Source organism: Blastococcus sp. CT_GayMR16, assembly GCF_004570875.1.
Classification (GTDB): Bacteria; Actinomycetota; Actinomycetes; order Mycobacteriales; family Geodermatophilaceae; genus Blastococcus_B.
In genome coordinates this window covers 72979-96644 of sequence record NZ_SPQK01000008.1, presented here as the reverse complement: position 1 = coordinate 96644, position 23666 = coordinate 72979, and the positions used below count along the sequence as shown (strand labels likewise).

The window sequence follows — 23666 nt, the reverse complement described above, 5'->3', positions numbered from 1 at the left end:
GACGGGGGCCGGAGGCCTCCTCCGGCGGAACGCGCAGCGGCTCAGCTCAGCTGGGGGACGGCCGTTGGCCGCGGTGCGGCGCGGAGCGTCGCGGGGGTAATGGCAGGAAGCCGCTGGTGCGGCTGACGTAGTCGGCGTAGCCGCGCCGCGAGCTGGACATCCGCTTCTCGGTCAGCGGCGCTCCCGTGCCCTTCGCCAGCGTCCAGGTCATGAGCACCGGCGAGAGCACGAACAGCAGCCCCGACCAGTGCGAGGCGGCCAGCAGGAAAAGCCCCCACCACACGCACGCGTCGCCGAAGTAGTTCGGGTGCCGGGTGTACCGCCACAGCCCGCGGTCGTTGACGACGCCGGCGTTCGCGGGGTCGGCCTTGAACCGCTCGAGCTGCCAGTCGCCGACCGCCTCGAAGAACAGCCCGAGCGCCCACACCGCGATGCCGAGCACGGTCACGATCAGCGAGGCGCCCGACCAGAGCGGTCCGCGCTGGTACATCGCCACCTGCACCGGGAGCGAGACGAACCACAGGGCGGCCGCCTGGGTCACATAGACCCGGCGGTACATGTGCATCGCCGGGCTGCCGGTCGCCCGCGCCTGGATGTCGGCGTACCGCGGGTCCTCGCCCTTCCCGGCGTTGCGCCGGCCGATGTGCACGGCCAGCCGCAGTCCCCAGATCCCGGTCAGCGCCAGCACGAGCAGGCCGCGGGCCGGGTTGCCGGCGTCCTGGGCCCGGGCGAGCAGCAGGCTCGCCGCCGCCACGACGACGAACCCGCTGCCCCAGACGACGTCGACGACGGCGTGCCGCTGCACCCGCAGGGCCACCAGCCAGGTCGCCGTCAGCAGTGCCCATACGACGGCCAGGCTGATCGCGGCGTTGAGCCCGAAGGCCGACCAGTCGACACCTGCCCTCACGTCGCGGGGGTCCAACCTGCGCGGGTCGCCGGCATGCCGCTGGCACCGGTGTCGCCGGGCCGCACGAACAGCAGTTGGTCGACCCCCATCCGGTTCTCGGCGAAGGTCAGCCCACCGCCGGCGAGGTAGAGCCGCCAGATACGGGCCCCCGCCTCGCCGATCAGGCCGACGATCTCGTCCCAGCGCTGCTCGAGGGTGTCGGCCCAGGCGCGCACGGTCCAGGCGTAGTGCTCGCGGATGCTCTCGACGTCGCGCAGCTCCAAGCCCGGCCGGGCGAGCATCGCCGCGGTCTCCCACACCGGCCGCATGTGCATGTCCGGTGCGACGTAGCGCTCGATGAAGGCGCCGCCGCCGGGGGCACTCGGGTGGCTCATCGCCTGCAGGAGCACCCGCCCGCCGGGGCGCACGAGCCGGTGCAGGGTGGCCGCGTACTCCGGGTACTGCTCTTGCCCGACGTGCTCGCTCATCTCGATGGAGGCGACCGCGTCGTACGGGCCGACGGCAGGGACCGGCACCTCCCGGTAGTCCTGCAGCCGGACGGCGACGCGATCGGCCAGGCCCCGTTCGGCGACCAGCTTCTCCACGTGGTCTCGCTGCTGCGCGGAGATGGTGACCCCGGTGGCGTGCACGCCGTGGTGCTCGGCCGCGTAGAGGATCAACGACCCCCAGCCGCAGCCGACGTCCAGCAGTCGCATGCCCGGCTGCAGTCCGAGCTTGCGGCAGACCAGCTCCAGCTTGTCCCGCTGCGCCTCGGTGATCGTGTAGCCCGCGTCCCCGTTGTCCGCCGGGTCGGCACGGAAGTACGCGCAGGAGTAGGCCATGTGCTCGTCGAGCAGCGCCGCGTACAGCTCGTTGCTCTGGTCGTAGTGGTAGCTGATCGCATCGCTGTCGCGGTCGGTGCTGTGCTTCTCCCCGGAGAGCACCGCCTCCTCGGCCGGCGGTGGCGGGCGCCGTCCCACGACGCCGAGGCGCAGGGCGGTGCCCGCCCAGCGCAGCCGGTCCCGCCACCCGGGCAGTACCGGCGGCCGGGCCCGGACCAGCGTCCAGACACGGGACAGCCCCTCGGCGAGATCGCCCTCGACGTCGATCTCCCCGGCAACGTAGGCGCGGGCCAGGCCCAGCTCGTCCGGGTTCCACAGCAGCCGACGCAGCGCCGTCCGCGACCGGAGGACGACGACGGGTGCGTCGTCCGGTCCGGACTCGCTGCCGTCCCAGGCCCGGATGCGGACGGGGACCATGCCGAGGACGTCGCCGACCACCCCGGCGAGGCGACCGGCGATGGAACGGTCGGGGGAGGGGATCGTGCGCACGGCGGCTCCTGACGTCGAGGGAGGATCCTCCGGTCTTCGCATCGCGGGCGCTCCCCGGATGCGCCGGTACCCGGCCCGGCGGAGGTCTCGTCCCGCATGGCGTATGCTCGGCGCTGTTCCCCCCAAGACCGCAGGTCGTCGCACGTCCGCGTGCGATCGAAGGCTCCGGATTCCGGACGACCAGCGCAGGAGGACGGTTCGATAGACGAGCGGTTGCGCTCGTTCCTCGCCCCGTGCGCCCTGCGCCGGGGCGTTCCTCGTCTCCGGGCCCGGCTGATCGCTCCAGTGCACCGGCCGGTGGTCGCCCGACAGACGAGAGGAGGCCCATGCCCACCCAGGCGAAGGCCGCGGTGATCGACGAGATCACCGAGCGGTTCCAGAACTCCAGTGCGGCCGTGCTCACCGAGTACCGCGGGCTGACCGTGGCGCAGCTGACCCAGCTGCGCCGTTCCCTCGGTGCGGGCAGCAGCTACGCAGTCGTCAAGAACACCCTGACGAAGCGGGCGGCGGACTCGGTCGGATTCTCCGACCTCGGCCCGCTGCTCAACGGCCCGACCGCGATCGCCTTCATCGAGGGTGACCCGGTCGAGGCGGCCAAGGCCATCCGTGACTTCGCGAAGGCGAACCCGGCCCTGATCGTCAAGGGCGGCGTCGTCGAGGGCCGCACGGTCGACGCCCGCGAGGTCACCCGCCTCGCCGACGTCGAGAGCCGTGAGGTGCTCCTGGCGAAGCTGGCCGGCGCGATGAAGGGCAACCTGACCAAGGCCGCCGGGCTCTTCCAGGCCCCGCTGTCCCAGATGGCCCGCCTCGCCGCCGCGCTGCAGGAGAAGAAGGCCGCCGACGCTCCGGCTGCCGACGCTCCTGCCGCCGAGGCTCCCGCTGCCGACGAGACGGTTGCCGACGACACGGCAACCGACGCTGCTGCTGCTGACACCACCCCCGAGACCGAGACCGACACCGCTGCCGCCGACGCGGCCAGCGACGACTGACCCAGAAGGAGACCGACATGGCCAAGATTTCCAGCACGGACCTGCTCGACGCGTTCAAGGAGATGACCCTCCTCGAGCTGTCCGACTTCGTGAAGCAGTTCGAGGAGACGTTCGACGTCACCGCTGCTGCCCCCGTGGCCGTCGCGGCCGCCCCCGCCGCCGGTGGCGGCGGCGGTGGCGACGAGGCCGCTGCCGAGCAGGATGAGTTCGACGTCATCCTCGAGGCTGCCGGCGACAAGAAGATCCAGGTCATCAAGGAGGTGCGCACGCTGACCTCGCTCGGCCTCAAGGAGGCCAAGGACCTGGTCGACAACGCGCCGAAGCCGGTCTTGGAGAAGGTCGCCAAGGACGCCGCCGAGAAGGCCAAGGCCGCTCTCGAGGGCGCCGGCGCCACCGTCACCGTCAAGTAAAGGACCCCGGCGCCCCCCAGCCCTCGCTCCGCTCGGGCCGGGTCCCTGCGCCGGGGCCGTTCCATCGCGTCACCAGGGGCCGTTCCTCATTCGGGGGAACGGCCCCTGTTCTGTACCCCCACCAGGCGTAATAGCGGCCCGCGCGGGGCATTCGTGGAGACGCGGGTCACGGTAACCGCGTGACGCACGTAACCTAGGGCGAGCGTTGTCGTTACTCGTCAGTAGAAGCGGCTCGTGGGCGTCCGGATGCGGACCGGCCTGCGACGTCGCACACTGCCGGGGCTCGTCAATGCGACGGGGCGGGGAACCGGCAATGAAGCCGGAACGGAGGGGCAGGCAGTCGTGGGCGTCGCAGTAGAGGTCGAGGGTCTGTCGAAGTCGTTCGGCAGCCAGAACATCTGGAGCGATGTCACGCTCACCCTGCCGCCGGGCGAGATCTCGGTGCTGCTCGGCCCGTCGGGTACCGGCAAGTCGGTGTTCCTCAAGTCGCTGGTCGGTCTGCTCAAGCCCGAGAAGGGCTCGATCGTCATCCAGGACACCGACCTCGTGCGGACGAGCGAGCACAAGCTCTACGAGATCCGCAAACTCTTCGGCGTCCTGTTCCAGGACGGCGCCCTGTTCGGCTCGATGAACCTCTTCGACAACATCGCCTTCCCGCTCCGCGAGCACACGAAGAAGAGCGAGTCGGAGATCAAGCGCATCGTCCTCGAGAAGATGGACATGGTCGGCCTCCAGGGCGCCGAGGGGAAGCTCCCCGGCGAGATCTCCGGCGGTATGCGCAAGCGCGCCGGCCTCGCTCGCGCCCTCGTGCTCGACCCCGAGATCATCCTGTTCGACGAGCCGGACTCCGGCCTCGACCCGGTCCGCGTCGCCTACCTCAACCAGCTGATCGTCGACCTCAACGCCCAGATCGACGCGACCTTCCTGATCGTCACGCACGACATCGGCACGGCGCGCACGGTGCCGGACAACCTGGGCCTGCTGTTCCGCCGGAACCTGGTCATGTTCGGTCCGCGCGAGCAGCTGCTCACCTCGCAGGAGCCCGTCGTCCGCCAGTTCCTCAACGGGCGCCGCGAGGGCCCGATCGGGATGAGCGAGGAGAAGGACGTCGCCCAGGTCGAGGCCGAGATGGCGGCGCTGGAGGCCCGTGGCGGCGACGCGCACAACGGCGTGGGGCCCAAGGGCGCCAGCGGTGGCGACGCAGTCCCGCCGCAGCTGACGCCGACCGAGGGCCTGCCCGAGCGCAAGGCGGAGCGTCGCCGGCAGGAGCGGGTCGCCCGCATGCTGCACGAGTTCGACGAGGAGACGCAGGAGGCCATCCGCGCCTCCCTCCCCGAGGATCTCCTGGCCCAGGCCGACTCCGGCGCCTACGAGTCCACCCAGGGCTCCGGCGGCCGGCACTGGGCGCCGGAGCCCGACGCCGTCGGGTCTACCGGCCGGGGTGCCACCGCGACGCTGCCCCGTCAGGGTGGTGAGGCGTGACGGCGACCGACAAGCCGAAGGCGCCGGGGCTGCTCGACGGCAAGTTCTCGCCGACCCGCCCGCTCGCTGCCAGCGGCAACCTCTTCGCCTTCGCCCTGGATGTGCTGAGGGCGCTGCCCAAGCGCCCCTTCCAGATCCGCGAGTTCATCCAGCAGACCTGGTTCATCGCCAGCGTCACGATCCTGCCGACCGCGCTGGTCGCGATCCCCTTCGGCGCGGTCATCGCGCTGCAGCTGGGGTCGCTGACCCGACAGCTGGGCGCGCAGTCCTTCACCGGCTCGGCGTCCGTGCTCGCGGTGCTCCGTGAGGCGAGCCCGATCGTCACCGCGCTGCTCATCGCCGGGGCCGGCGGCTCGGCGATCTGCGCCGACCTCGGCGCCCGCAAGATCCGCGACGAGATCGACGCGATGGAGGTCCTGGGCATCAGCCCGATCCAGCGTCTCGTCGTGCCCCGCGTGCTGGCCTCGATGCTGGTCGCCGTCCTGCTCAACGGGCTGGTCAGCGTGGTCGGTGTCGCGGGTGGCTACTTCTTCAACGTGATCCTGCAAGGCGGGACACCGGGCGCCTATCTGGCCTCCTTCAGCGCGCTGGCACAGGTCGCCGACTTCTGGTCCGGGGAGATCAAGGCGCTGATCTTCGGCCTGATCGCCTCCGTGGTCGCCTCGTACAAGGGGCTGCGCGCCGGAGGTGGCCCGAAGGGCGTCGGCGACGCGGTGAACCAGTCCGTCGTCATCACGTTCCTGCTCCTGTTCGCGGTGAACTTCGTGATCACGGCGATCTACTTCCAGCTCGTTCCGCCGAAGGGGCAGTGATGGCGCTGCTCTCGACCACCGACCGCGTCAAGGTCGGCATGCGGAAACTCAAGAAGGTCTACCGCCAGCCGATCGGGGCCCTCGACGACCTCGGCGATCAGCTCGGGTTCTACGGCCGGGCGCTCGCCTGGACCCCGCGCACGCTCAAGCGCTACAAGAAGGAGACCTTCCGGCTGCTGGCCGAGGTCACCTTCGGCAGCGGCGCGCTGGCCGTCATCGGCGGCACGGTCGGCGTCATCGCCTTCCTGTCGTTCTTCACCGGCACCGAGGTCGGCCTCCAGGGCTACGCGGCGCTGGACCAGCTGGGCACCTCGGCGTTCACCGGCTTCCTCTCGGCGTACTTCAACACCCGGGAGATCGCGCCGCTGGTGGCCGGGCTCGCCCTGTCGGCGACCGTCGGCTGCGGGTTCACCGCCCAGATCGGCGCCATGCGGATCAACGAGGAGATCGACGCCCTCGAGGTCATGGGCGTGCCGTCGCTGCCGTTCCTCGTGACCACCCGGATCATCGCCGGCTTCATCGCCGTGATCCCGCTGTACGTGCTAGGGCTGCTGACCAGCTACTTCGCGACGCGGACCATCGCGACGCAGGCGTACGGGCAGTCCACCGGCACCTACGACCACTACTTCAACCTGTTCCTGCCACCCCAGGACGTCCTGTGGTCGTTCCTGAAGGTGCTCGTCTTCGCGGTCGTGATCATCCTGACCCACTGCTACTACGGCTACCGCGCCAGCGGCGGTCCGGCGGGCGTCGGCCTGGCCGTCGGCCGGGCGGTCCGGTTCTCGATCGTCGCGGTGAACATCATCGACCTGTTCCTGTCGCTGGCCATCTGGGGTTCGACGACGACCGTCCGGATCGCGGGGTGAGCGCGCGATGAGCAAGAAGATCCGGATCCGGATCCAGGGGCTGGCGTTCCTCGTCGTCCTGGCGCTGCTCCTCGGGCTGGCCGTGGCCACCTACCAGAAGGCGTTCACCGAGGTCGCCCGCGTGACGCTGGAGACCGACACCGCCGGCAACCAGCTGCAGGAGGCCTCCGACGTCAAGGTGCGCGGCGTCATCGTCGGCGACGTCCGCGAGGTGAACGCGAGCGCGGACGGCGCCACCATCGAGCTGGCCATCAACCCCGACTACCTCGACCAGATCCCCGCGGACGTGAGTGCGCGGCTGCTGCCCAAGACCCTGTTCGGCGAGCGCTTCGTCGCCCTGGAGATGCCCGACAACCCCGGCGACGAGCGACTGGCCGACGGCGACGAGATCGGTCAGGACCGCAGCGAGAACGCCATCGAGCTGCAGCGGGTCATCGACGACACGCTCCCGCTGCTGCAGGCCGTGGCTCCGCAGGACCTCGCCTACACGCTGGGGGCCATCGCCGACGCGCTGCGCGGCCGGGGGAACTCGCTCGGGGAGAACCTCGCCACGACCGGCGAGTACTTCGGCGAGATCAACACTGTGCTCCCGCAGCTACAGGACGACATCTCCAAGCTCGCCGACTTCGCCGACACCTACGACGCCGCCGCCGACGACCTGCTCGCCGTCCTCGACAACCTGTCGGTCACCAACACGACGATCGTCGACCAGTCCGAGCAGCTGCGCCGCACGTTCACCGTGGTCGACGCCTCCTCGAACGTGACGGCGGGCTTCCTGGAGACCAACGAGCAGAACCTGATCTCGCTCGCGGCCACCTCGCGCCCGGTGCTCGGCGTGTTCGCCAAGTACTCGCCCGAGTACCCCTGCCTGCTCAACGGGCTGACCCGGTTCAACCCGATGATCAGCGAGGCCTTCGGTGCCGACGGCGACCCGGCGCTGAACCTGAACATCACCGTCAGCCTGCCGCCGCGCAATCCCTACGTGCCGGGTGACCAGCCCGAGTACATCGACACGAGCGGCCCGGACTGCCGGGGGCTCGTCGACATCGACGCGATGATCGCCGCCGCGGCCAACAACGAGTACTACTGCCCGACGCCTCCGGCCGACGGCGTGGACTCCGTGGACAACCCGACGACCGGCAACCCGAACTGCCTGGGCGGCCGCGGGCCGAACGACATCCCGCCGGGGGCGGGCGAGCCGAGCGCCGGGAACTCCCTGCCCTACAACCTTGCCGGCTCGACAGCAGAACTGGACTTCGTGCGCAGCATCCTCGCGTATCAGACCGGCGTGGACCCGGACCAGATCTCCGACCTGGCCGCCTCCTCGATGGCTCCGTTGCTGCGGGGGACGCAGGTGATGCTCCGATGAAGGGCCAGTTCCGCGGGCTCGCGGCGCCGATGGTCAAGCTCGTGATCTTCGGGCTGGTCACGGTGCTGGCCAGCTACGTGCTCATCAGCACGATCACCAACGCCGGGTACGGCGAGCAGCTCGCCTACCGCGCGGAGTTCACCGACGTCGCCGGCCTCGTGGAGGGCGACGAGGTGCGCATCGCCGGTGTCCGCGTCGGTCAGGTCACGGGCATCGGGCTCACCGACAAGCAGGATCGGCCGACCGCGGTCGTCGAGCTGGAGGTCAGCGCGGACATCCCGGTCCCCGCCGCCGTCCAGGCGACCATCAAGTACCGCAACCTGGTGGGTCAGCGGTACATCTCGCTGACCGAGGGAGAGGGCTCGGGCGGCGAGACCCTCGAGGAGGGCGGGGTCATCCCGCTGGCCCAGACCAAGCCCGCGCTCGACCTGACGACGCTGTTCGGCGGCTTCCGGCCGCTGCTGCAGGCGCTGTCGCCGGCCGACATGAACCGGGTCTCCTTCGAGATCATCCAGGTCTTCCAGGGCGAGGGCGGCACGGTGGAGAGCCTGCTGTCCCACGTCGCGTCCCTGACCGACTCGCTCGCGGACAAGGACGCCGTCATCGGCAGCGTGATCGACAACCTGTCCACCGTGCTGGGCAGCGTGGCCGCCCGCGACGAGCAGCTGTCCGGCCTGATCGTGAGCCTGCAGCAGTTCGTCACCGGCCTGGCCGGCGACCGCGACGCGATCTTCGACTCGCTGCAGACCATCGACACCCTGGCGACGACGACCAGCGGCTTCCTCGAGGACGCCCGGCCGCCGCTGGCCGCCGACATCCAGGCGCTGGGCGACCTCTCCACCAACCTCGCCGACACCGGCGACGTCCTGGAGAGCTTCCTCCAGCTCGCCCCGATGAAGATCGACCTGATCACCCGCACCGCCATCAACGGCAGCTGGTTCAACTTCTTCATGTGCTCCGCGTCGGGCTACGTCGTCCTCCCGGTGACCGGGGCCGACGGCACCGAGACCGGCGTCCAGGTCCCGGCCGGCGACGGTCTCGACAACGGCGAGCGGGGGTGCAACTGATGGCCCGCGAATCCAAGCCGTTCCGTGACCGCAACCCGGTGACCATCGGGGCGGTCAGCCTGACCGTGATCGCCGCCCTGGTCTTCCTCGCCTTCAACGCGCAGTCGCTGCCCCTGATCGGTGGCGGCACGGTCTACCGCGCCCAGTTCTCCGAGGCGGCCGGCCTGCAGCCCGACGACCCGGTGCGCGTGGCCGGCGTGAAGGTGGGCAAGGTCGAGAGCCTGGCCCTGGAGGACGGCGCGGTCACCGTGGAGTTCCGGGTGACCGACGCCTTCGTCGGCGACCGCTCCGAGGCAGCCATCAAGATCGAGACCGTGCTCGGCGCCAAGTACCTCGCGCTGGTGCCCCGCGGTAGCTCGGAGATGGACGCCGACCAGCCGATCCCGCTGGAGCGCACTGCCTCGCCCTACGACGTGGTGGAGGCCTTCGCCGACCTGTCGACGACGGTCGACCAGATCGACACCTCTCAGCTGGCCAGCTCCTTCGAGGTGCTGTCGGAGACCTTCAAGGACACCCCGGAGGAGGTGCGGACGTCCCTGGAGGGGCTGGCCCGGCTCTCGGACACCATCTCCTCCCGTGACGCACAGCTCGGTCAGCTGCTCACGGCCACCCGGCAGGTCAGCCAGGTGCTCGCCGACCGGAACGGGGAGTTCACCCAGCTGATCGTCGACTCCAACACCCTGCTCACCGAGGTGCAGGAGCGGCGGGAGCTGATCGACTCGATCCTCACCAGCACCCAGGAGCTCTCGCGGCAGCTGTCCGGCCTGGTCGCCGACAACCGTGAGGCGCTCACCCCGGCGCTGCAGCAGCTCTCCACGGTCACCGACATCCTGTCCCGCAACCGGGCGGCGCTGGGGCAGACGATCAACAACCTGGCGCCGTTCGTCCGGGTGTTCACCAACACCCTCGGCAACGGCCGCTGGTTCGACAGCTTCGTCGACAACCTGCTGCCGGCCGTGGTCGGCGGGGTCATCTGCAGTGGCGCTCCCGAGCCGTTGCCCGTGGGCTGTTCGGAGGGCAACTGATGAGCGGCTCGATGCAGCGCGGTGTCGCCCTGGCGGCCACCGTCGTGCTGCTGGCGGCACTGGGCTGGACGATCCTCCGCCCGGTCGGCCAGTACGGCGTGACGGCCTGGTTCACCCAGACCGTCGGCCTCTACCCGGGGTCCGACGTCCGCATCCTGGGCATCGCCGTCGGCGAGATCACCGACGTCATCCCCGAGGGCGACCGCGTCCGCGTGGAGATGCTGATCGACGACGACTACGACATCCCGGCCGACGCCGACGCCATCGTCCTGGCGCCGTCGCTGGTGTCCGACCGGTACGTGCAGTTCGCGCCGGTCTACGACGGCGGGGCGACGATGGAGGACGGCGCGGAAGTGCCGCTGGACCGCACCGCGACCCCGGTCGAGCTGGACCAGGTCTACGGCGCCCTCGACGAGCTGTCCTCGGCGCTCGGCCCGACAGGGGCGAACAAGAACGGCGCGCTGTCGGACCTCATCGACACCGGTGCGGCCAACCTCGACGGCAACGGTGAGCTGCTCAACCGGACGCTCACCGGGTTCTCCCAGGCCGTGGAGACCCTCTCCGACCACCGCGAGGACCTCTTCTCCTCGCTGGACAACCTGCAGGCGTTCACCAGCGCGCTGGCGACCATCGACGCGCAGGTGGGGCAGTTCAACACCAACATGGCCGCGGTGGCCGACCTGCTGGCCCAGGAGCGGGCGGACCTCGCCGCGGCGATCTCCCTGCTCAACCAGGCGCTGTCCGACGTCGCCGGGTTCGTCCAGGACAACACCACCCTGCTGACCACGAACGTGAACCGGCTGGCCGACGTGACCCTCGCGCTCGTCCAGCAGCGGCAGGCGCTGGCCGAGGTCCTCGACGTCGCCCCGGCGGCGCTGGGCAACCTGGCCCACGCCTACAACCCCGACTACGGGACGCTGGACACCCGCGACAACTCCGTGGGCTCCACCGCCCCCGAGGTCATCGTCTGCCAGATCCTCGCCGCGACCGGGCGGGTCACGATCGCCGACCTCCCGGTCCAGGTCCCGCAGCTGCCCGTCCCGCTGCCGACGACGCCGGAGGGCATCTGCGCGCGGCTGCTGTCCGGTGACGCCGACGCCAACAACATCCCCGACGACGCGAACGGCAACGGCGTGCCCGACCTGCAGGAGCTGTTGACCCTGCTCGGCGGCGGGGGTGCCGGCAGCGGTGCCAGCGGCCGCTCGGTCGCCGGACTCCCGTCGATCCCGGGGAGCCAGGGATGAGCGCGACACCGATGAGGCGGCGCCTGCAGCAGCTGGCCGCGCTCGGCACGGGCGTGCTGCTGCTCGCCGGCTGCGGATTCCGCGGCGCCTACTCCTTCAGCCTGCCCGGCGGTGCCGACGTCGGCGACGACCCCTACACCGTCCAGGTGGAGTTCCTCGACGTCCTCGACCTGGTGCAGCAGTCCGGCGTCCGGGTCGCCGACGTCCCGGTGGGCCGGGTGGACAAGATCGAGCTCGCCGACGACTGGACGGCGCTGGTCACCCTGACCGTCGACGGCGACGTCGACCTCCCCGCCAATGCGGTCGCCATGATCCAGCAGTCGTCGCTGCTGGGGGAGAAGTACATCGAGCTGGCGGCTCCCGGCGACGAGGACCCACAGGGCGACCTCCGCGAAGAGCCGCGCATCCCGCTCGAGCGCACGAACCGCAACGTCGAGGTCGAGGAGCTGCTCGGCGCGCTCTCGCTGGTCCTCAACGGCGGCGGCCTCGCCCAGCTGCAGACGATCAACCGGGAGCTCGGCGAGGCGCTGCAGGGCAGGGAGTCCGCCGTCCGCAGCACCCTCACCGAGCTCGACACGTTCATCGGCGGCCTGGACGACCAGAAGTCGGAGATCAACCGGGCGCTGGACAGCGCGAACGCCCTTGCCAGCACATTGGCCGCCCGCACCGGCACGATCGAGACCGCGCTGGACACCATCGGCCCGGGCCTCGACGTCATCAACCAGCAGCGCGACCTGCTCGTCTCGATGCTGGAGAGCCTCGCCCGCCTCGGCGACGTCGGCACCCGGATCATCAACCAGTCCGCCGCCAACACCGTCGCCGACCTGCAGCTGCTCCAGCCGATCCTGACCCAGCTGGCCGCGGCCGGTCCCGACCTCGCCGGGTCGCTGGACCTGCTGCTGACCTATCCGTTCCCGGCCAGCTCCGTCATCGGGGCCGGCGACGGCGGGCCCACGCCGCTGAACTACCGCCAGGACCAGCGGACCGGCGGGTTCGCGCTGTTCACGAACATGACGGCCACGGTCGAGCTCGACCTCACCCAGACGCTGTGCCGGTACGTGATCGATCCGGCCACCGGTGCACTGGAGCAGCTGGAACCGCAGGACCTCGTCGGTGACGAGTGCGGCCAGTCCGGCACGTCGCCGGCCAACCAGGGGGGCAACACCGGGGGTTCCTCCCCGAGCACCTCCACCCTGAGCCTGCCCGGACTGCCCGGTGACCTCGTCAGCCGGCTCCCGGGCGCGAATCCCCAGACCGGGCTGCCAGGCCTGCCCCAGCTCCCGGGAGTCCCGCAGTGATCACCCGACAGACCAAGCTCCAGCTGCTTGCCTTCGCGGTCGTCGCGGTGCTCGGCATGTCCTACCTCGGCTTCAAGTACGTCGGGCTGGACCGGCTGGTCCTCGGCAGCGGCTACGACGTCGCGGCGGACTTCACCGACTCCGGCGGCATCTTCGTCAACGCGGAGGTGGTCTACCGGGGCGTCGCCGTGGGCCGGGTCACCGACATGAAGCTGGTCGACGACGGCGTGCGGGTCGTCCTGACCATGGAACCCGACGCCGACAAGATCCCGGCCGACACCCGGGCAGTCGTCGCCACGCGCAGTGCCGTCGGCGAGCAGTACGTGAACCTGGAGCCCGACGACAACGAGGGCCCCTACCTCGACGACGGCGCCGTCATCCCGCAGGACAAGACCTCGATCCCGGTCCCCGTCGAGCAGTTGCTCCTGAACCTGGACTCGCTCGTGAACTCCCTGGACCAGGAGAACCTGCGGATCGTCGTCGACGAGCTCGGGCAGGCCTTCGCCGGCTCGGGAGACGACCTGGGCCGTCTGATCGACAACGGCAACCTCCTGCTGGCCCGCGCGGAGCAGTCCCTGCCGCAGACCCTCCGGCTGATCACCGACGGCCAGACCGTCCTGGAGACCCAGATCGACAGCCGATCGGCGATCCAGCAGTGGGCCTCGGACCTGCGGCTGGTGACCGACACCCTGGTCGACATCGATCCCGATCTGCGCTCGCTGGTGGTCAACGCGCCCGACGCGGGAGCCGCCCTCCAGCAGCTGGTGCAGGACGCCGGACCGGGGCTGGGCTCCCTCGTCCGCAACCTGGACATCCTCAACAAGGTCACGATCCCGCGGCTGGACGGCGTCGAGCAGCTGCTCGTGACCTATCCCGACGTCGTCTCCGGTGGCTTCACCGTGGTCCGCAACGACAGCGGCGTCATGCGGGCGCACTTCGGGTTCGTGCTCAACGCCAACGATCCGCACGCCTGCCTCACCGGCTACACGTCGACGGCGGAAACCGGCAGCCCGGGCGCGGTCGCGAACACCGATACCCGTAGCGTCGCCTGCGACGTGATCAACGGCGCCGACCCGAACCCGGGCGACGAGACGAACGAGAGCGGCTCCAACATCCGCGGCGAGCAGAACATCGGCCGGTCCGGGGGAGTGGCCAGCACGGGCCCGCAGAGCGGCGCAGGTGCCGGTGGCCCGATCCTCGGGGTGCTGGACGACGTGCTCGGCGGACTGCTGCAGGCCAACCCCTTCGCCCGCACCGTCGGCTGAGCGCGGCATGCCGCCGGCCGGGAGCACGAGACCAGAAGGAGAATGGCGCGGGTGACCAGCGACGCGCGGGCGATCCCGCGGGAGGAGGACGACGCCGCACCGACGGCGACGTCCCCCGATGAGACGACGTCCCCGGACGAGACCACGTCCCCGGTGGTGACGACGAAGTCCGGCACCGGCACACCCGGCTCCGACCTTCCCGACCCCGACGAGCCCGCCGACGTGCCCTCCTCCGACGACGACACCGTCGCTGAGGACACCGTCGCTGAGGACACCGCCGCTGAGGACACCGCCGCTGAGGACACCGCCGCTGAGGACACCGCCGCTGAGGACAAGGCCGCTGAGGACACCGCCGCTGAGGACAAGGCCGCCCGGCGACGTGCCCGCCGGGCCGCGAGGGGCGACGACGGCGGCGACGGCGACGACGGCGGCGACGGCGGATCCGAACCGCGCACGCGGGCCTCGCTCCCGCTGGTGCCGGTCCTGGCCGTGCTGCTGGTCCTGCTGCTCGCCGGCGTCGGCTTCCTCTGGTTCACCCGGCCCGGGGCGTCCTCGGTTCGCACCGACGACTACGTCGACGCGCTCCAGGCGGCCCGCTCCGGCGTCGTCGACATGACGTCGTTCGACTACCTGACCCTCGACGACGACATCCAGCAGATCCGCGGGGTCACCACCGGTGACCTGCGCGACGAGGCGGTCGAGCAGCTCAACAGCCGTCGCCAGCAGATCGTCGACACCCAGGCCACCGTGAACACCGAGGTGGTCGGCGCGGGCGTCACGCGCGCGGACGCCGACGACGCCACGGTCGTCCTGGTCATCCAGTCGACGCAGCAGAGCACCGCCAGCGAGCAGGCCCAGGTCGTCCGCTACCGGATCCGGGTGGAGCTGCAGAAGCCGGACGACCGGTGGCTCCTCTCCGGGATCGCAGGAACGGAGTCGTCCGGCGATGAGTGAGACACCCGACGAGCGGCCCCGCCCCACGCCGCGCCCCCGCCCGGGCGCGGTCTCCCGCCCCACCCCGCGCCCCCGGGTCGCCGGCAGCCGGCGCGAGCGGGAGGAGGCTGCGGAGGCCGCCGCGCGTCCCGCCCGGCCGACGGCCACCGCGCGCCCCGTCACGCGTACCCAGACGAAGACCGCTCCGGCCGCACGTCCGGTCGTGTTCACGAAGGGCGCGACGGGCGGGTCGAAGGGGGCGGCGGCGTCCGCCACAGCGCGCCGCCGGGCCCCGGTGCTGGTCCTCGTGCTGGCGCTGCTGTGCCTGCTCGCCGCCGCCGGCGGCGGTCTGCTCCTCTGGCAGCGGCTGAACCCGAGCTACGTCGACTCGACGATCTTCTCGGCGGCCCGCAGTGGCGTCCAGGCGCTCTACGCCTACGACTACCGCGACTCCGACGGCAGCGTGCAGCGCAAGCTCGACGTCCTGACCGGTGACCTGCGCGACCAGTACGAGGAGGACCTCGGCCAGGGCGGGATCATCGACACCTACGAGCAGGTGTCGGCGACCACCAGCTACGAGGTGCTCGACGTCGGGCTCCAGCAGGTGAACGAGGCCCAGGACACCGCGACCGTCGTCGTGTTCGGCGAGTACGTCGTGAAGTCGGTGAACACCGGCGACCAGGCCGCGCCCGAGGGGTCGGAGTGCACGGTGACCGCCGACGGCGGGCAGTCCTGCACCCAGACGGTCCAGGTGCGCATCACCAGGGTCGACGGGGACTGGAAGATCAGCGAGCTCACCCTGCTCACCAGCTCGTAGCAAGAGGCCCCGTCCGCCGACGGCGTGGCAGTTCCACGAGGGTCGAGCGGCTGGCATCATGCTCGCGTACGCCCGCTGTACCCCGTGCTCGCAGGACCGTCCGTCCCGCGGATGTGGCGCCCGTCGCACCGGCGCCCCCCGCGTGGACATCGCGCTCGAGCAGGGGTAGGGTCTCCTGTTGCGCTGCCCTCTGACTGCCTGCCCGCCGAGACGGGTCACCAGGGGTGCCCGGGATCCGTCCCGGTCGCCCTGTTGATCGGCCCCTCCGGAACGTTCGGACAGACCAGGTGGACAGCTCCGCCATTACCGACGACGACCCCGCACAGTCCCGCCCGCACGTCGTGAGGTCCTTGGAAGGACGCATCTTGGCAGGCTCTCGCCCCACCAGCACGCCCACCAGCACCACCGAAAAGAACATTACGAGCGGCCCCCGAACCGGTGAGGCCGACCAGCAGAAGATTCCCGGCGCGCCGCTGCGCGTCTCCTTTGCGAAGATCCAGGAGCCTCTCGAGGTCCCGGACCTGCTCGCCCTGCAGACCGCTTCGTTCGACTGGCTCATCGGCAGCCCCGAGTGGCGAGCCACCCTCGCCGCCGAGGAGCAGGCCGACGCCGTCGGCGGTCTCGCCGAGATCCTCGAGGAGATCTCCCCGATCGAGGACTTCAGCGGCTCGATGTCGCTGTCCTTCTCCAACCCGCGCTTCGAGGACGTCAAGGCGTCCCTCGAGGAGTGCAAGGACAAGGACATGACCTACGCGGCGCCGCTGTTCGTCACGGCCGAGTTCATGAACAACACCACCGGCGAGATCAAGAGCCAGACGGTGTTCATGGGCGACTTCCCGATCATGACGAACAAGGGCACGTTCGTGATCAACGGGACCGAGCGCGTCGTCGTGTCCCAGCTGGTCCGCAGCCCCGGCGTCTACTTCGACAAGACCCTGGACAAGACGTCGGACAAGGACGTCTTCAGCGCCAAGGTCATCCCCAGCCGCGGTGCGTGGCTGGAGTTCGACGTCGACAAGCGCGACACCGTCGGCGTCCGCATCGACCGCAAGCGCCGTCAGCCGGTCACCGTGCTGCTCAAGGCGCTCGGCTGGGGCGAGGACCGCATCCGCGAGCACTTCCAGTGGTCGCCCACGGTCCTGGCCACGCTGGAGAAGGACCACATCGCCGGGCAGGACGAGGCGCTGCTGGACATCTACCGCAAGCTGCGCCCGGGCGAGCCGCCGACGCGTGAGTCCGCTCAGGCGCTGCTGGAGAACCTCTTCTTCAACCCGAAGCGCTACGACCTCGCGAAGGTCGGCCGCTACAAGGTCAACAAGAAGCTCGGGGTCTCGGTGCCGCAGAGCACCAGCACGCTGACCGAGGACGACATCGTCGCCACCATCGAGTACGTCGTGCGTCTCCACGCCGGCGAACCCGAGCACGGCACCGACGACATCGACCACTTCGGCAACCGTCGCCTGCGCACCGTCGGCGAGCTGATCCAGAACCAGATCCGGGTCGGCCTCTCCCGCATGGAGCGCGTGGTCCGCGAGCGGATGACGACCCAGGACGTCGAGGCGATCACGCCGCAGACCCTGATCAACATCCGGCCGGTCGTCGCCTCCATCAAGGAGTTCTTCGGCACCAGCCAGCTGTCCCAGTTCATGGACCAGACCAACCCGCTCGCGGGCCTGACCCACAAGCGCCGCCTGTCGGCGCTGGGTCCGGGCGGTCTGTCGCGTGAGCGGGCCGGCATGGAGGTCCGCGACGTGCACCCCAGCCACTACGGCCGGATGTGCCCGATCGAGACGCCGGAAGGCCCGAACATCGGCCTGATCGGCTCGCTGTCCTCCTTCGGCCGGGTCAACGCGTTCGGGTTCATCGAGACCCCGTACCGCAAGGTCGAGAACGGCACCGTCACCCCGCAGATCGACTACCTCACCGCCGACGAGGAGGACCGCTTCGTCGTCGCGCAGGCCAACAGCCCGCTCGACGCGCAGGGTCGCCTCGCCGAGGAGCGCGTCCTGGTCCGCACCAAGGGCGGTGAGGTCGACTACCTGGCGCCGGAGAACGTGGACTACATGGACGTCTCGCCGCGGCAGATGACCTCGGTCGCGACGGCGATGATCCCGTTCCTCGAGCACGACGACGCCAACCGCGCGCTCATGGGCGCGAACATGCAGCGTCAGGCCGTCCCGCTGCTGCGCAGCGAGGCGCCGCTGGTCGGCACCGGCATGGAGCTGCGTGCAGCTGTCGACGCCGGCGACGTCGTCATCGCGGAGAAGGCCGGTGTGGTCGAGGACTCCACCGCCGACTACGTCACCGTCATGGCCGACGACGGCACCCGGCAGACCTACCGGCTGCTGAAGTTCCGTCGCTCGAACCAGGGCACCTCGATCAACCAGTCCCCGGTGGTCGAAGAGGGCCAGCGGGTCGAGGTCGGTCAGGTCATCGCCGACGGTCCGTGCACCGACCAGGGTGAGATGGCGCTGGGCAAGAACCTGCTCGTCGCCTTCATGCCGTGGGAGGGCCACAACTACGAGGACGCGATCATCCTGTCGCAGCGCCTCGTGCAGGACGACGTCCTGTCCTCGATCCACATCGAGGAGTTCGAGGTCGACGCCCGCGACACCAAGCTCGGCGCCGAGGAGATCACCCGGGACATCCCGAACGTCTCCGAGGAGGTCCTCGCCGACCTCGACGAGCGCGGCATCATCCGTATCGGTGCCGAGGTCGTCCCCGGCGACATCCTCGTCGGCAAGGTCACGCCGAAGGGCGAGACCGAGCTGACCCCCGAGGAGCGGCTGCTGCGGGCGATCTTCGGTGAGAAGGCCCGCGAGGTCCGCGACACCAGCCTCAAGGTCAAGCACGGTGAGTCCGGCAAGGTCATCGGCGTCCGCGTGTTCTCACGCGAGGACGGCGACGAGCTGCCCGCCGGCGTCAACGAGCTGATCCGGGTCTACGTCGCCCAGATGCGCAAGATCTCCGACGGCGACAAGCTCGCCGGACGCCACGGCAACAAGGGCGTCATCTCGAAGATCCTGCCGCAGGAGGACATGCCGTTCCTCGAGGACGGCACCCCCGTGGACATCGTCCTCAACCCGCTCGGCGTCCCCGGCCGCATGAACGTCGGCCAGGTCCTGGAGACCCACCTCGGGTGGGTCGCCAAGCAGGGCTGGCAGGTCGAGGGCACCCCGGACTGGGCGAAGAACCTGCCCGACGCCGCCCGTCAGGCCGGCCCGGGTACCCGCACCGCCACGCCGGTGTTCGACGGCGCCAAGGAGGACGAGATCATCGGCCTGCTCGGCTCGACGACGCCGAACCGGGACGGCGACCGGATGGTCAAGGAGACCGGCAAGGCGCGGCTGTTCGACGGCCGCTCCGGGGAGCCCTTCCCCGAGCCGATCTCGGTGGGCTACGTCTACATCCTGAAGCTGCTGCACCTGGTCGACGACAAGATCCACGCCCGTTCGACCGGCCCGTACTCGATGATCACGCAGCAGCCGCTGGGTGGTAAGGCGCAGTTCGGTGGCCAGCGCTTCGGTGAGATGGAGTGCTGGGCGATGCAGGCCTACGGCGCCGCGTACGCGCTGCAGGAGCTGCTCACCATCAAGTCCGACGACATCCTCGGCCGCGTCAAGGTGTACGAGGCGATCGTCAAGGGCGAGAACATCCCCGAGCCGGGCATCCCGGAGTCGTTCAAGGTGTTGCTCAAGGAGCTCCAGTCGCTCTGCCTGAACGTGGAGGTTCTCTCCAGCGACGGCAACGCGATCGAGTTGCGCGACACCGACGACGAGGTCTTCCGGGCCGCGGAGGAGCTGGGTATCGACCTCAGCCGCCGCGAGCCCTCCAGCGTCGAGGACGTCTAAAAGTTCCGCGCCGGGTTTCTCTCCGCAAGCTCCGAGAAACCCGGCGCGGCCAGAACTCAAAGACAAAAGCAAAGGCATTACTAGCCCCGGAAAGGGGTCATCACGTTGCTCGACGTCAACTTCTTCGATGAGTTGCGCATCGGCCTTGCCACTGGCGACGACATCCGCCAGTGGTCGCACGGTGAGGTGAAGAAGCCCGAGACCATCAACTACCGGACGCTGCGTCCGGAGAAGGATGGTCTGTTCTGCGAGAAGATCTTCGGTCCCACCCGGGACTGGGAGTGCTACTGCGGCAAGTACAAGCGCGTCCGGTTCAAGGGCATCATCTGCGAGCGCTGCGGCGTCGAGGTGACCCGGGCCAAGGTCCGCCGTGAGCGGATGGGCCACATCGAGCTGGCCGCTCCGGTCACCCACATCTGGTTCTTCAAGGGCGTCCCCTCGCGCCTGGGCTACCTGCTCGACCTGGCGCCCAAGGACCTCGAGAAGATCATCTACTTCGCGGCCTACCTGATCACCGTGGTGGACGACGAGGCGCGGCACCGCGACCTCCCGACCATCGAGGCCGAGATCAGCGCCGAGAAGTCCAACCTCGAGGGTGCGCGGGACGCGAACGTCGAGGCCCGTCAGCAGAAGCTCGAGGCCGACCTGGCCGAGCTCGAGGCCGAGGGCGCGAAGTCCGACGTCCGCCGCAAGGTGCGCGAGGGCGGCGAGCGCGAGATGCGCCAGCTGCGCGACCGCTCCCAGCGGGAGATCGACCGCCTCGAGGAGGTGCTCGACACCTTCCGCAAGCTGGAGGTCAAGCAGCTCATCGCCGACGAGGGCCTCTACCGCGAGCTGCGCGACCGCTTCGGTGAGTACTTCGAGGGGGGCATGGGCGCCGCGGCGCTGCAGAAGCTGCTGTCCGACTTCGACCTCGACGCCGAGGCCGTCTCGCTGCGCGACACCATCCGCAACGGCAAGGGGCAGCGCAAGCTGCGCGCGCTGAAGCGGCTCAAGGTCGTCGCGGCGTTCCTGCAGACCCGCAACTCGCCCATGGGCATGGTGCTGGACTGCGTGCCGGTCATCCCGCCGGACCTGCGCCCGATGGTGCAGCTCGACGGTGGGCGCTTCGCGACCAGCGACATGAACGACCTGTACCGCCGCGTGATCAACCGGAACAACCGGCTGAAGCGTCTGCTGGACCTCGGCGCGCCCGAGATCATCGTGAACAACGAGAAGCGGATGCTCCAGGAGTCCGTGGACGCGCTGTTCGACAACGGCCGTCGCGGCCGGCCGGTCACCGGCCCGGGCAACCGGCCCCTCAAGTCCCTGAGCGACCTGCTCAAGGGCAAGCAGGGCCGGTTCCGCCAGAACCTGCTCGGCAAGCGCGTCGACTACTCCGGCCGCTCGGTCATCGTCGTCGGCCCGCAGCTGAAGCTGCACCAGTGCGGTCTGCCCAAGCAGATGGCGCTGGAGCTGTTCAAGCCCTTCGTCATGAAGCGGCTGGTCGACCTCAACCACGCGCAGAACATCAAGTCCGCCAAGCGGATGGTCGAGCGCGCCCGCCCCGTCGTCTGGGACGTGCTGGAAGAGGTCATCACCGAGCACCCGGTCCTGCTGAACCGGGCGCCGACGCTGCACCGCCTGGGCATCCAGGCCTTCGAGCCCCAGCTGGTCGAGGGCAAGGCCATCCAGATCCACCCGCTCGTCTGCACGGCGTTCAACGCCGACTTCGACGGTGACCAGATGGCGGTGCACCTGCCGCTGTCGGCCGAGGCGCAGGCCGAGGCCCGGATCCTGATGCTGTCGTCCAACAACATCCTGAGCCCGGCCGATGGTCGTCCGATCACCGCGCCGACCCAGGACATGGTGCTGGGCCTGTACCACCTGACGACCCTCGTGGCCTCGCCGGCCGAGGCCGACGGTGGCCACCCGCACGCGTACTCCTCGGCCGCCGAGGCGGTCATGGCCTACGACAAGGGTGTGCTGGGTCTGCAGGACCGGGCATGGATCCGTCTCGACGAGGTCTTCGGCGTCGACAACGGCTCGGTGAACGAGGCCTGGGAGCAGCCGGAGGACTGGGAGCCGGGCGCTCCCGCGCGCGTCCTCACCAGCCTCGGTCGGGTGCTCTTCAACGAGGCCCTGCCCGAGGACTACCGCTTCGTCAACTACCAGGTGCCGAAGAAGGAGCTCGGGGCGATCGTCAACGACCTCGCCGAGCGCTACCCCAAGGTGCAGGTCGCGGCGACGCTGGATGCGCTCAAGTCCGCCGGGTTCCACTGGGCCACCCGCGCCGGCATCACGATCGCCATCGACGACGTCGTCACGCCGCCGTCGAAGCAGGCGATCCTGGACCGGCACGAGGCCGAGGCCGCCAAGATCGAGAAGCAGTACGAGCGCGGTGTCATCACCGACACCGAGCGTCGTGGCGAGCTCATCGAGATCTGGACCCGCGCGCGGGCCGAGGTCAGCCAGGCGATGGTGGACAACTTCCCGACCACCAACCCGGTCTGGGTCATGGTCAACTCGGGCGCCCGAGGCAACATGATGCAGATCAGCCAGATCGCCGGTATGCGTGGTCTGGTCGCCAACCCGAAGGGCGAGATCATCCCGCGGCCGATCAAGGCCAACTTCCGGGAAGGTCTGTCGGTGCTGGAGTACTTCATCTCCACGCACGGTGCCCGTAAGGGCCTCGCCGACACCGCCCTGCGTACCGCCGACTCCGGGTACCTCACCCGTCGTCTGGTGGACGTCTCGCAGGACGTCATCATCCGCGAGGAGGACTGCGGCACCGACCGCGGCGTCGTCATGCCGATCGGCACCGTCGTCGACGGCAAGGTCACGCGGGACGCGCACGTGGAGACGAGCGTCTACGCCCGCGCCCTGGCCACCGACGTGGTCGCCGCGGACGGGACGGTGATCGCCGAGGCGAACGCCGACCTGGGCGACGTCCTCATCGCCGCGCTGGTCGACGCCAACGTCTCGGAGGTGAAGGTCCGTTGCGTCCTCACCTGCGAGTCGCTGCTCGGCACCTGCGCCACCTGCTACGGCCGGTCGCTCGCGACCGGCAAGCTCGTGGACGTCGGCGAGGCGGTCGGCATCATCGCCGCACAGTCCATCGGCGAGCCCGGCACCCAGCTGACGATGCGCACCTTCCACACCGGCGGTGTCGCGGGTGAGGACATCACCCACGGTCTGCCGCGTGTGGTGGAGCTCTTCGAGGCCCGCGTCCCCAAGGGCAAGGCCCCGATCGCCGAGCTGGCCGGCACCGTCCGCATCGAGGACGGCGAGCAGTTCCGGAAGCTCACGATCACCCCGGACGACGGCTCCGACGAGGTCGTCTACGACAAGTTGTCGCGTCGTTCGCGGCTGCGCGTCGAGGACGGTGCCCACGTCGAGGTCGGCGAGCAGCTCACCGAGGGTGCAGTCGACCCGCACGAGGTGCTGCGGATCATGGGCCCGCGCGAGGTGCAGCTGCACCTCGTCCGCGAGGTCCAGGAGGTCTACCGCTCGCAGGGCGTGTCGATCCACGACAAGCACATCGAGGTGATCATCCGCCAGATGCTGAAGCGGGTGACCATCATCGACTCGGGCGCCACGGAGTTCCTGCCGGGTGCGCTCGTCGAGCGGACGCTGTTCGAGACCGAGAACCGCCGTGTTGTCGCCGAGGGCGGCGAGCCGGCCTCGGCCCGACCGGTGCTCATGGGCATCACGAAGGCCTCGCTCGCGACCGAGTCGTGGCTGTCGGCCGCCTCCTTCCAGGAGACGACCAAGGTCCTCACCGACGCCGCGATCCAGGGCAAGAGCGACAGCCTGCTCGGGCTCAAGGAGAACGTGATCATCGGCAAGCTGATCCCGGCCGGTACGGGCATCAGCCGCTACCGGAACATCACGGTCGAGCCGACCGAGGAGGCCCGCGCCGCCGTCTACACGATGGCCGGGTACGACGACGGGCAGTACTACAGCCCGGATGTCTTCGGTCAGGGCTCCGGCGAGGCCGTGCGTCTCGAGGAGTACGACTGGCGGGGCTGATCCCCGATAG

16 protein-coding genes and 1 pseudogene are annotated in these 23666 nt (G+C 70.0%); 15 read left to right on the top strand and 2 right to left on the bottom strand.

Annotated features, from left to right (window positions below):
* Nucleotides 1-46: 46 nt before the first annotated feature.
* The gene (locus E4P38_RS11195; RefSeq protein ID WP_135131894.1) at nt 47-907 is read right to left on the bottom strand and encodes a DUF1295 domain-containing protein; all 861 of its coding nucleotides are present in this window, start codon (nt 905-907) and stop codon (nt 47-49) included.
* Complete coding sequence (locus E4P38_RS11190) at nt 904-2217, bottom strand: cyclopropane-fatty-acyl-phospholipid synthase family protein (protein WP_245160948.1); 1314 nt, start codon at nt 2215-2217, stop codon at nt 904-906. The genes E4P38_RS11195 and E4P38_RS11190 overlap by 4 nt, the downstream gene beginning before the upstream one ends.
* 326 nt (nt 2218-2543) lie before the next feature.
* Here E4P38_RS11190 and rplJ point away from each other — a divergent pair.
* The 15 genes and pseudogenes from rplJ to E4P38_RS11110 form a co-directional block, all read left to right on the top strand.
* Nucleotides 2544-3053, top strand: a pseudogene (rplJ, locus tag E4P38_RS11185) (50S ribosomal protein L10); the annotation flags it as partial.
* A 179-nt stretch (nt 3054-3232) separates the two neighbouring features.
* Nucleotides 3233-3616, top strand: a complete 384-nt coding sequence (gene rplL / locus E4P38_RS11180) for a 50S ribosomal protein L7/L12 (protein WP_348633792.1) — start codon at nt 3233-3235, stop codon at nt 3614-3616.
* 342 nt (nt 3617-3958) lie between these two features.
* On the top strand, nt 3959-5098 hold the full coding sequence (locus E4P38_RS11175; RefSeq protein WP_135131890.1) for an ATP-binding cassette domain-containing protein: 1140 nt from the start codon (nt 3959-3961) through the stop codon (nt 5096-5098).
* 29 nt (nt 5099-5127) lie between these two features.
* On the top strand, nt 5128-5910 hold the full coding sequence (locus E4P38_RS11170) for an ABC transporter permease (protein ID WP_135131950.1): 783 nt from the start codon (nt 5128-5130) through the stop codon (nt 5908-5910).
* Nucleotides 5911-5948: 38 nt separating this feature from the next.
* A complete protein-coding gene (locus E4P38_RS11165; RefSeq protein ID WP_135131949.1) occupies nt 5949-6776 on the top strand; it encodes an ABC transporter permease in 828 nt (275 codons plus the stop codon).
* Between the two features lie 7 nt (nt 6777-6783).
* Nucleotides 6784-8145, top strand: a complete 1362-nt coding sequence (locus tag E4P38_RS11160) for an MCE family protein (RefSeq protein ID WP_135131889.1) — start codon at nt 6784-6786, stop codon at nt 8143-8145.
* Entirely contained in the window at nt 8142-9212 is a 1071-nt protein-coding gene (locus E4P38_RS11155; protein WP_135131888.1) for an MCE family protein, read from the top strand. Before E4P38_RS11160 ends, E4P38_RS11155 begins: the two co-directional genes overlap by 4 nt.
* Nucleotides 9212-10237, top strand: a complete 1026-nt coding sequence (locus E4P38_RS11150; RefSeq protein WP_135131887.1) for an MCE family protein — start codon at nt 9212-9214, stop codon at nt 10235-10237. Before E4P38_RS11155 ends, E4P38_RS11150 begins: the two co-directional genes overlap by 1 nt.
* Nucleotides 10237-11481 carry an MCE family protein gene (locus E4P38_RS11145; RefSeq protein ID WP_135131886.1) on the top strand — a complete coding sequence of 415 codons (1245 nt, stop codon included), beginning with the start codon at nt 10237-10239 and terminating at the stop codon, nt 11479-11481. Before E4P38_RS11150 ends, E4P38_RS11145 begins: the two co-directional genes overlap by 1 nt.
* Nucleotides 11478-12779: an MCE family protein gene (locus E4P38_RS11140; protein ID WP_245160944.1), complete on the top strand. Its 1302-nt coding sequence runs from the start codon at nt 11478-11480 to the stop codon at nt 12777-12779. The genes E4P38_RS11145 and E4P38_RS11140 overlap by 4 nt, the downstream gene beginning before the upstream one ends.
* On the top strand, nt 12776-14044 hold the full coding sequence (locus E4P38_RS11135; protein ID WP_135131885.1) for an MlaD family protein: 1269 nt from the start codon (nt 12776-12778) through the stop codon (nt 14042-14044). Before E4P38_RS11140 ends, E4P38_RS11135 begins: the two co-directional genes overlap by 4 nt.
* A 51-nt stretch (nt 14045-14095) precedes the next feature.
* Entirely contained in the window at nt 14096-14998 is a 903-nt protein-coding gene (locus E4P38_RS11130; protein ID WP_135131884.1) for a hypothetical protein, read from the top strand.
* Nucleotides 14991-15794 carry a hypothetical protein gene (locus E4P38_RS22895; RefSeq protein WP_167760530.1) on the top strand — a complete coding sequence of 268 codons (804 nt, stop codon included), beginning with the start codon at nt 14991-14993 and terminating at the stop codon, nt 15792-15794. Before E4P38_RS11130 ends, E4P38_RS22895 begins: the two co-directional genes overlap by 8 nt.
* Before the next feature lie 458 nt (nt 15795-16252).
* Nucleotides 16253-19645: a DNA-directed RNA polymerase subunit beta gene (gene rpoB / locus E4P38_RS11115; RefSeq protein ID WP_348633791.1), complete on the top strand. Its 3393-nt coding sequence runs from the start codon at nt 16253-16255 to the stop codon at nt 19643-19645.
* 105 nt (nt 19646-19750) lie between these two features.
* On the top strand, nt 19751-23656 hold the full coding sequence (locus E4P38_RS11110) for a DNA-directed RNA polymerase subunit beta' (protein ID WP_135131880.1): 3906 nt from the start codon (nt 19751-19753) through the stop codon (nt 23654-23656).
* The last annotated feature ends 10 nt before the right edge of the window (nt 23657-23666 follow it).

Excerpts from the sequence above, each read along its gene's own strand:
- E4P38_RS11160 (WP_135131889.1), top strand. The coding sequence starts at position 6,784 with ATGAGCAAGAAGATCCGGATCCGGATCCAGGGGCTGGCGTTCCTCGTC.
- E4P38_RS11140 (WP_245160944.1), top strand. The coding sequence starts at position 11,478 with ATGAGCGCGACACCGATGAGGCGGCGCCTGCAGCAGCTGGCCGCGCTC.
- E4P38_RS11145 (WP_135131886.1), top strand. The coding sequence starts at position 10,237 with ATGAGCGGCTCGATGCAGCGCGGTGTCGCCCTGGCGGCCACCGTCGTG.
- E4P38_RS22895 (WP_167760530.1), top strand. The coding sequence starts at position 14,991 with ATGAGTGAGACACCCGACGAGCGGCCCCGCCCCACGCCGCGCCCCCGC.
- E4P38_RS11165 (WP_135131949.1), top strand. The coding sequence starts at position 5,949 with ATGCGGAAACTCAAGAAGGTCTACCGCCAGCCGATCGGGGCCCTCGAC.
- E4P38_RS11155 (WP_135131888.1), top strand. The coding sequence starts at position 8,142 with ATGAAGGGCCAGTTCCGCGGGCTCGCGGCGCCGATGGTCAAGCTCGTG.
- E4P38_RS11150 (WP_135131887.1), top strand. The coding sequence starts at position 9,212 with ATGGCCCGCGAATCCAAGCCGTTCCGTGACCGCAACCCGGTGACCATC.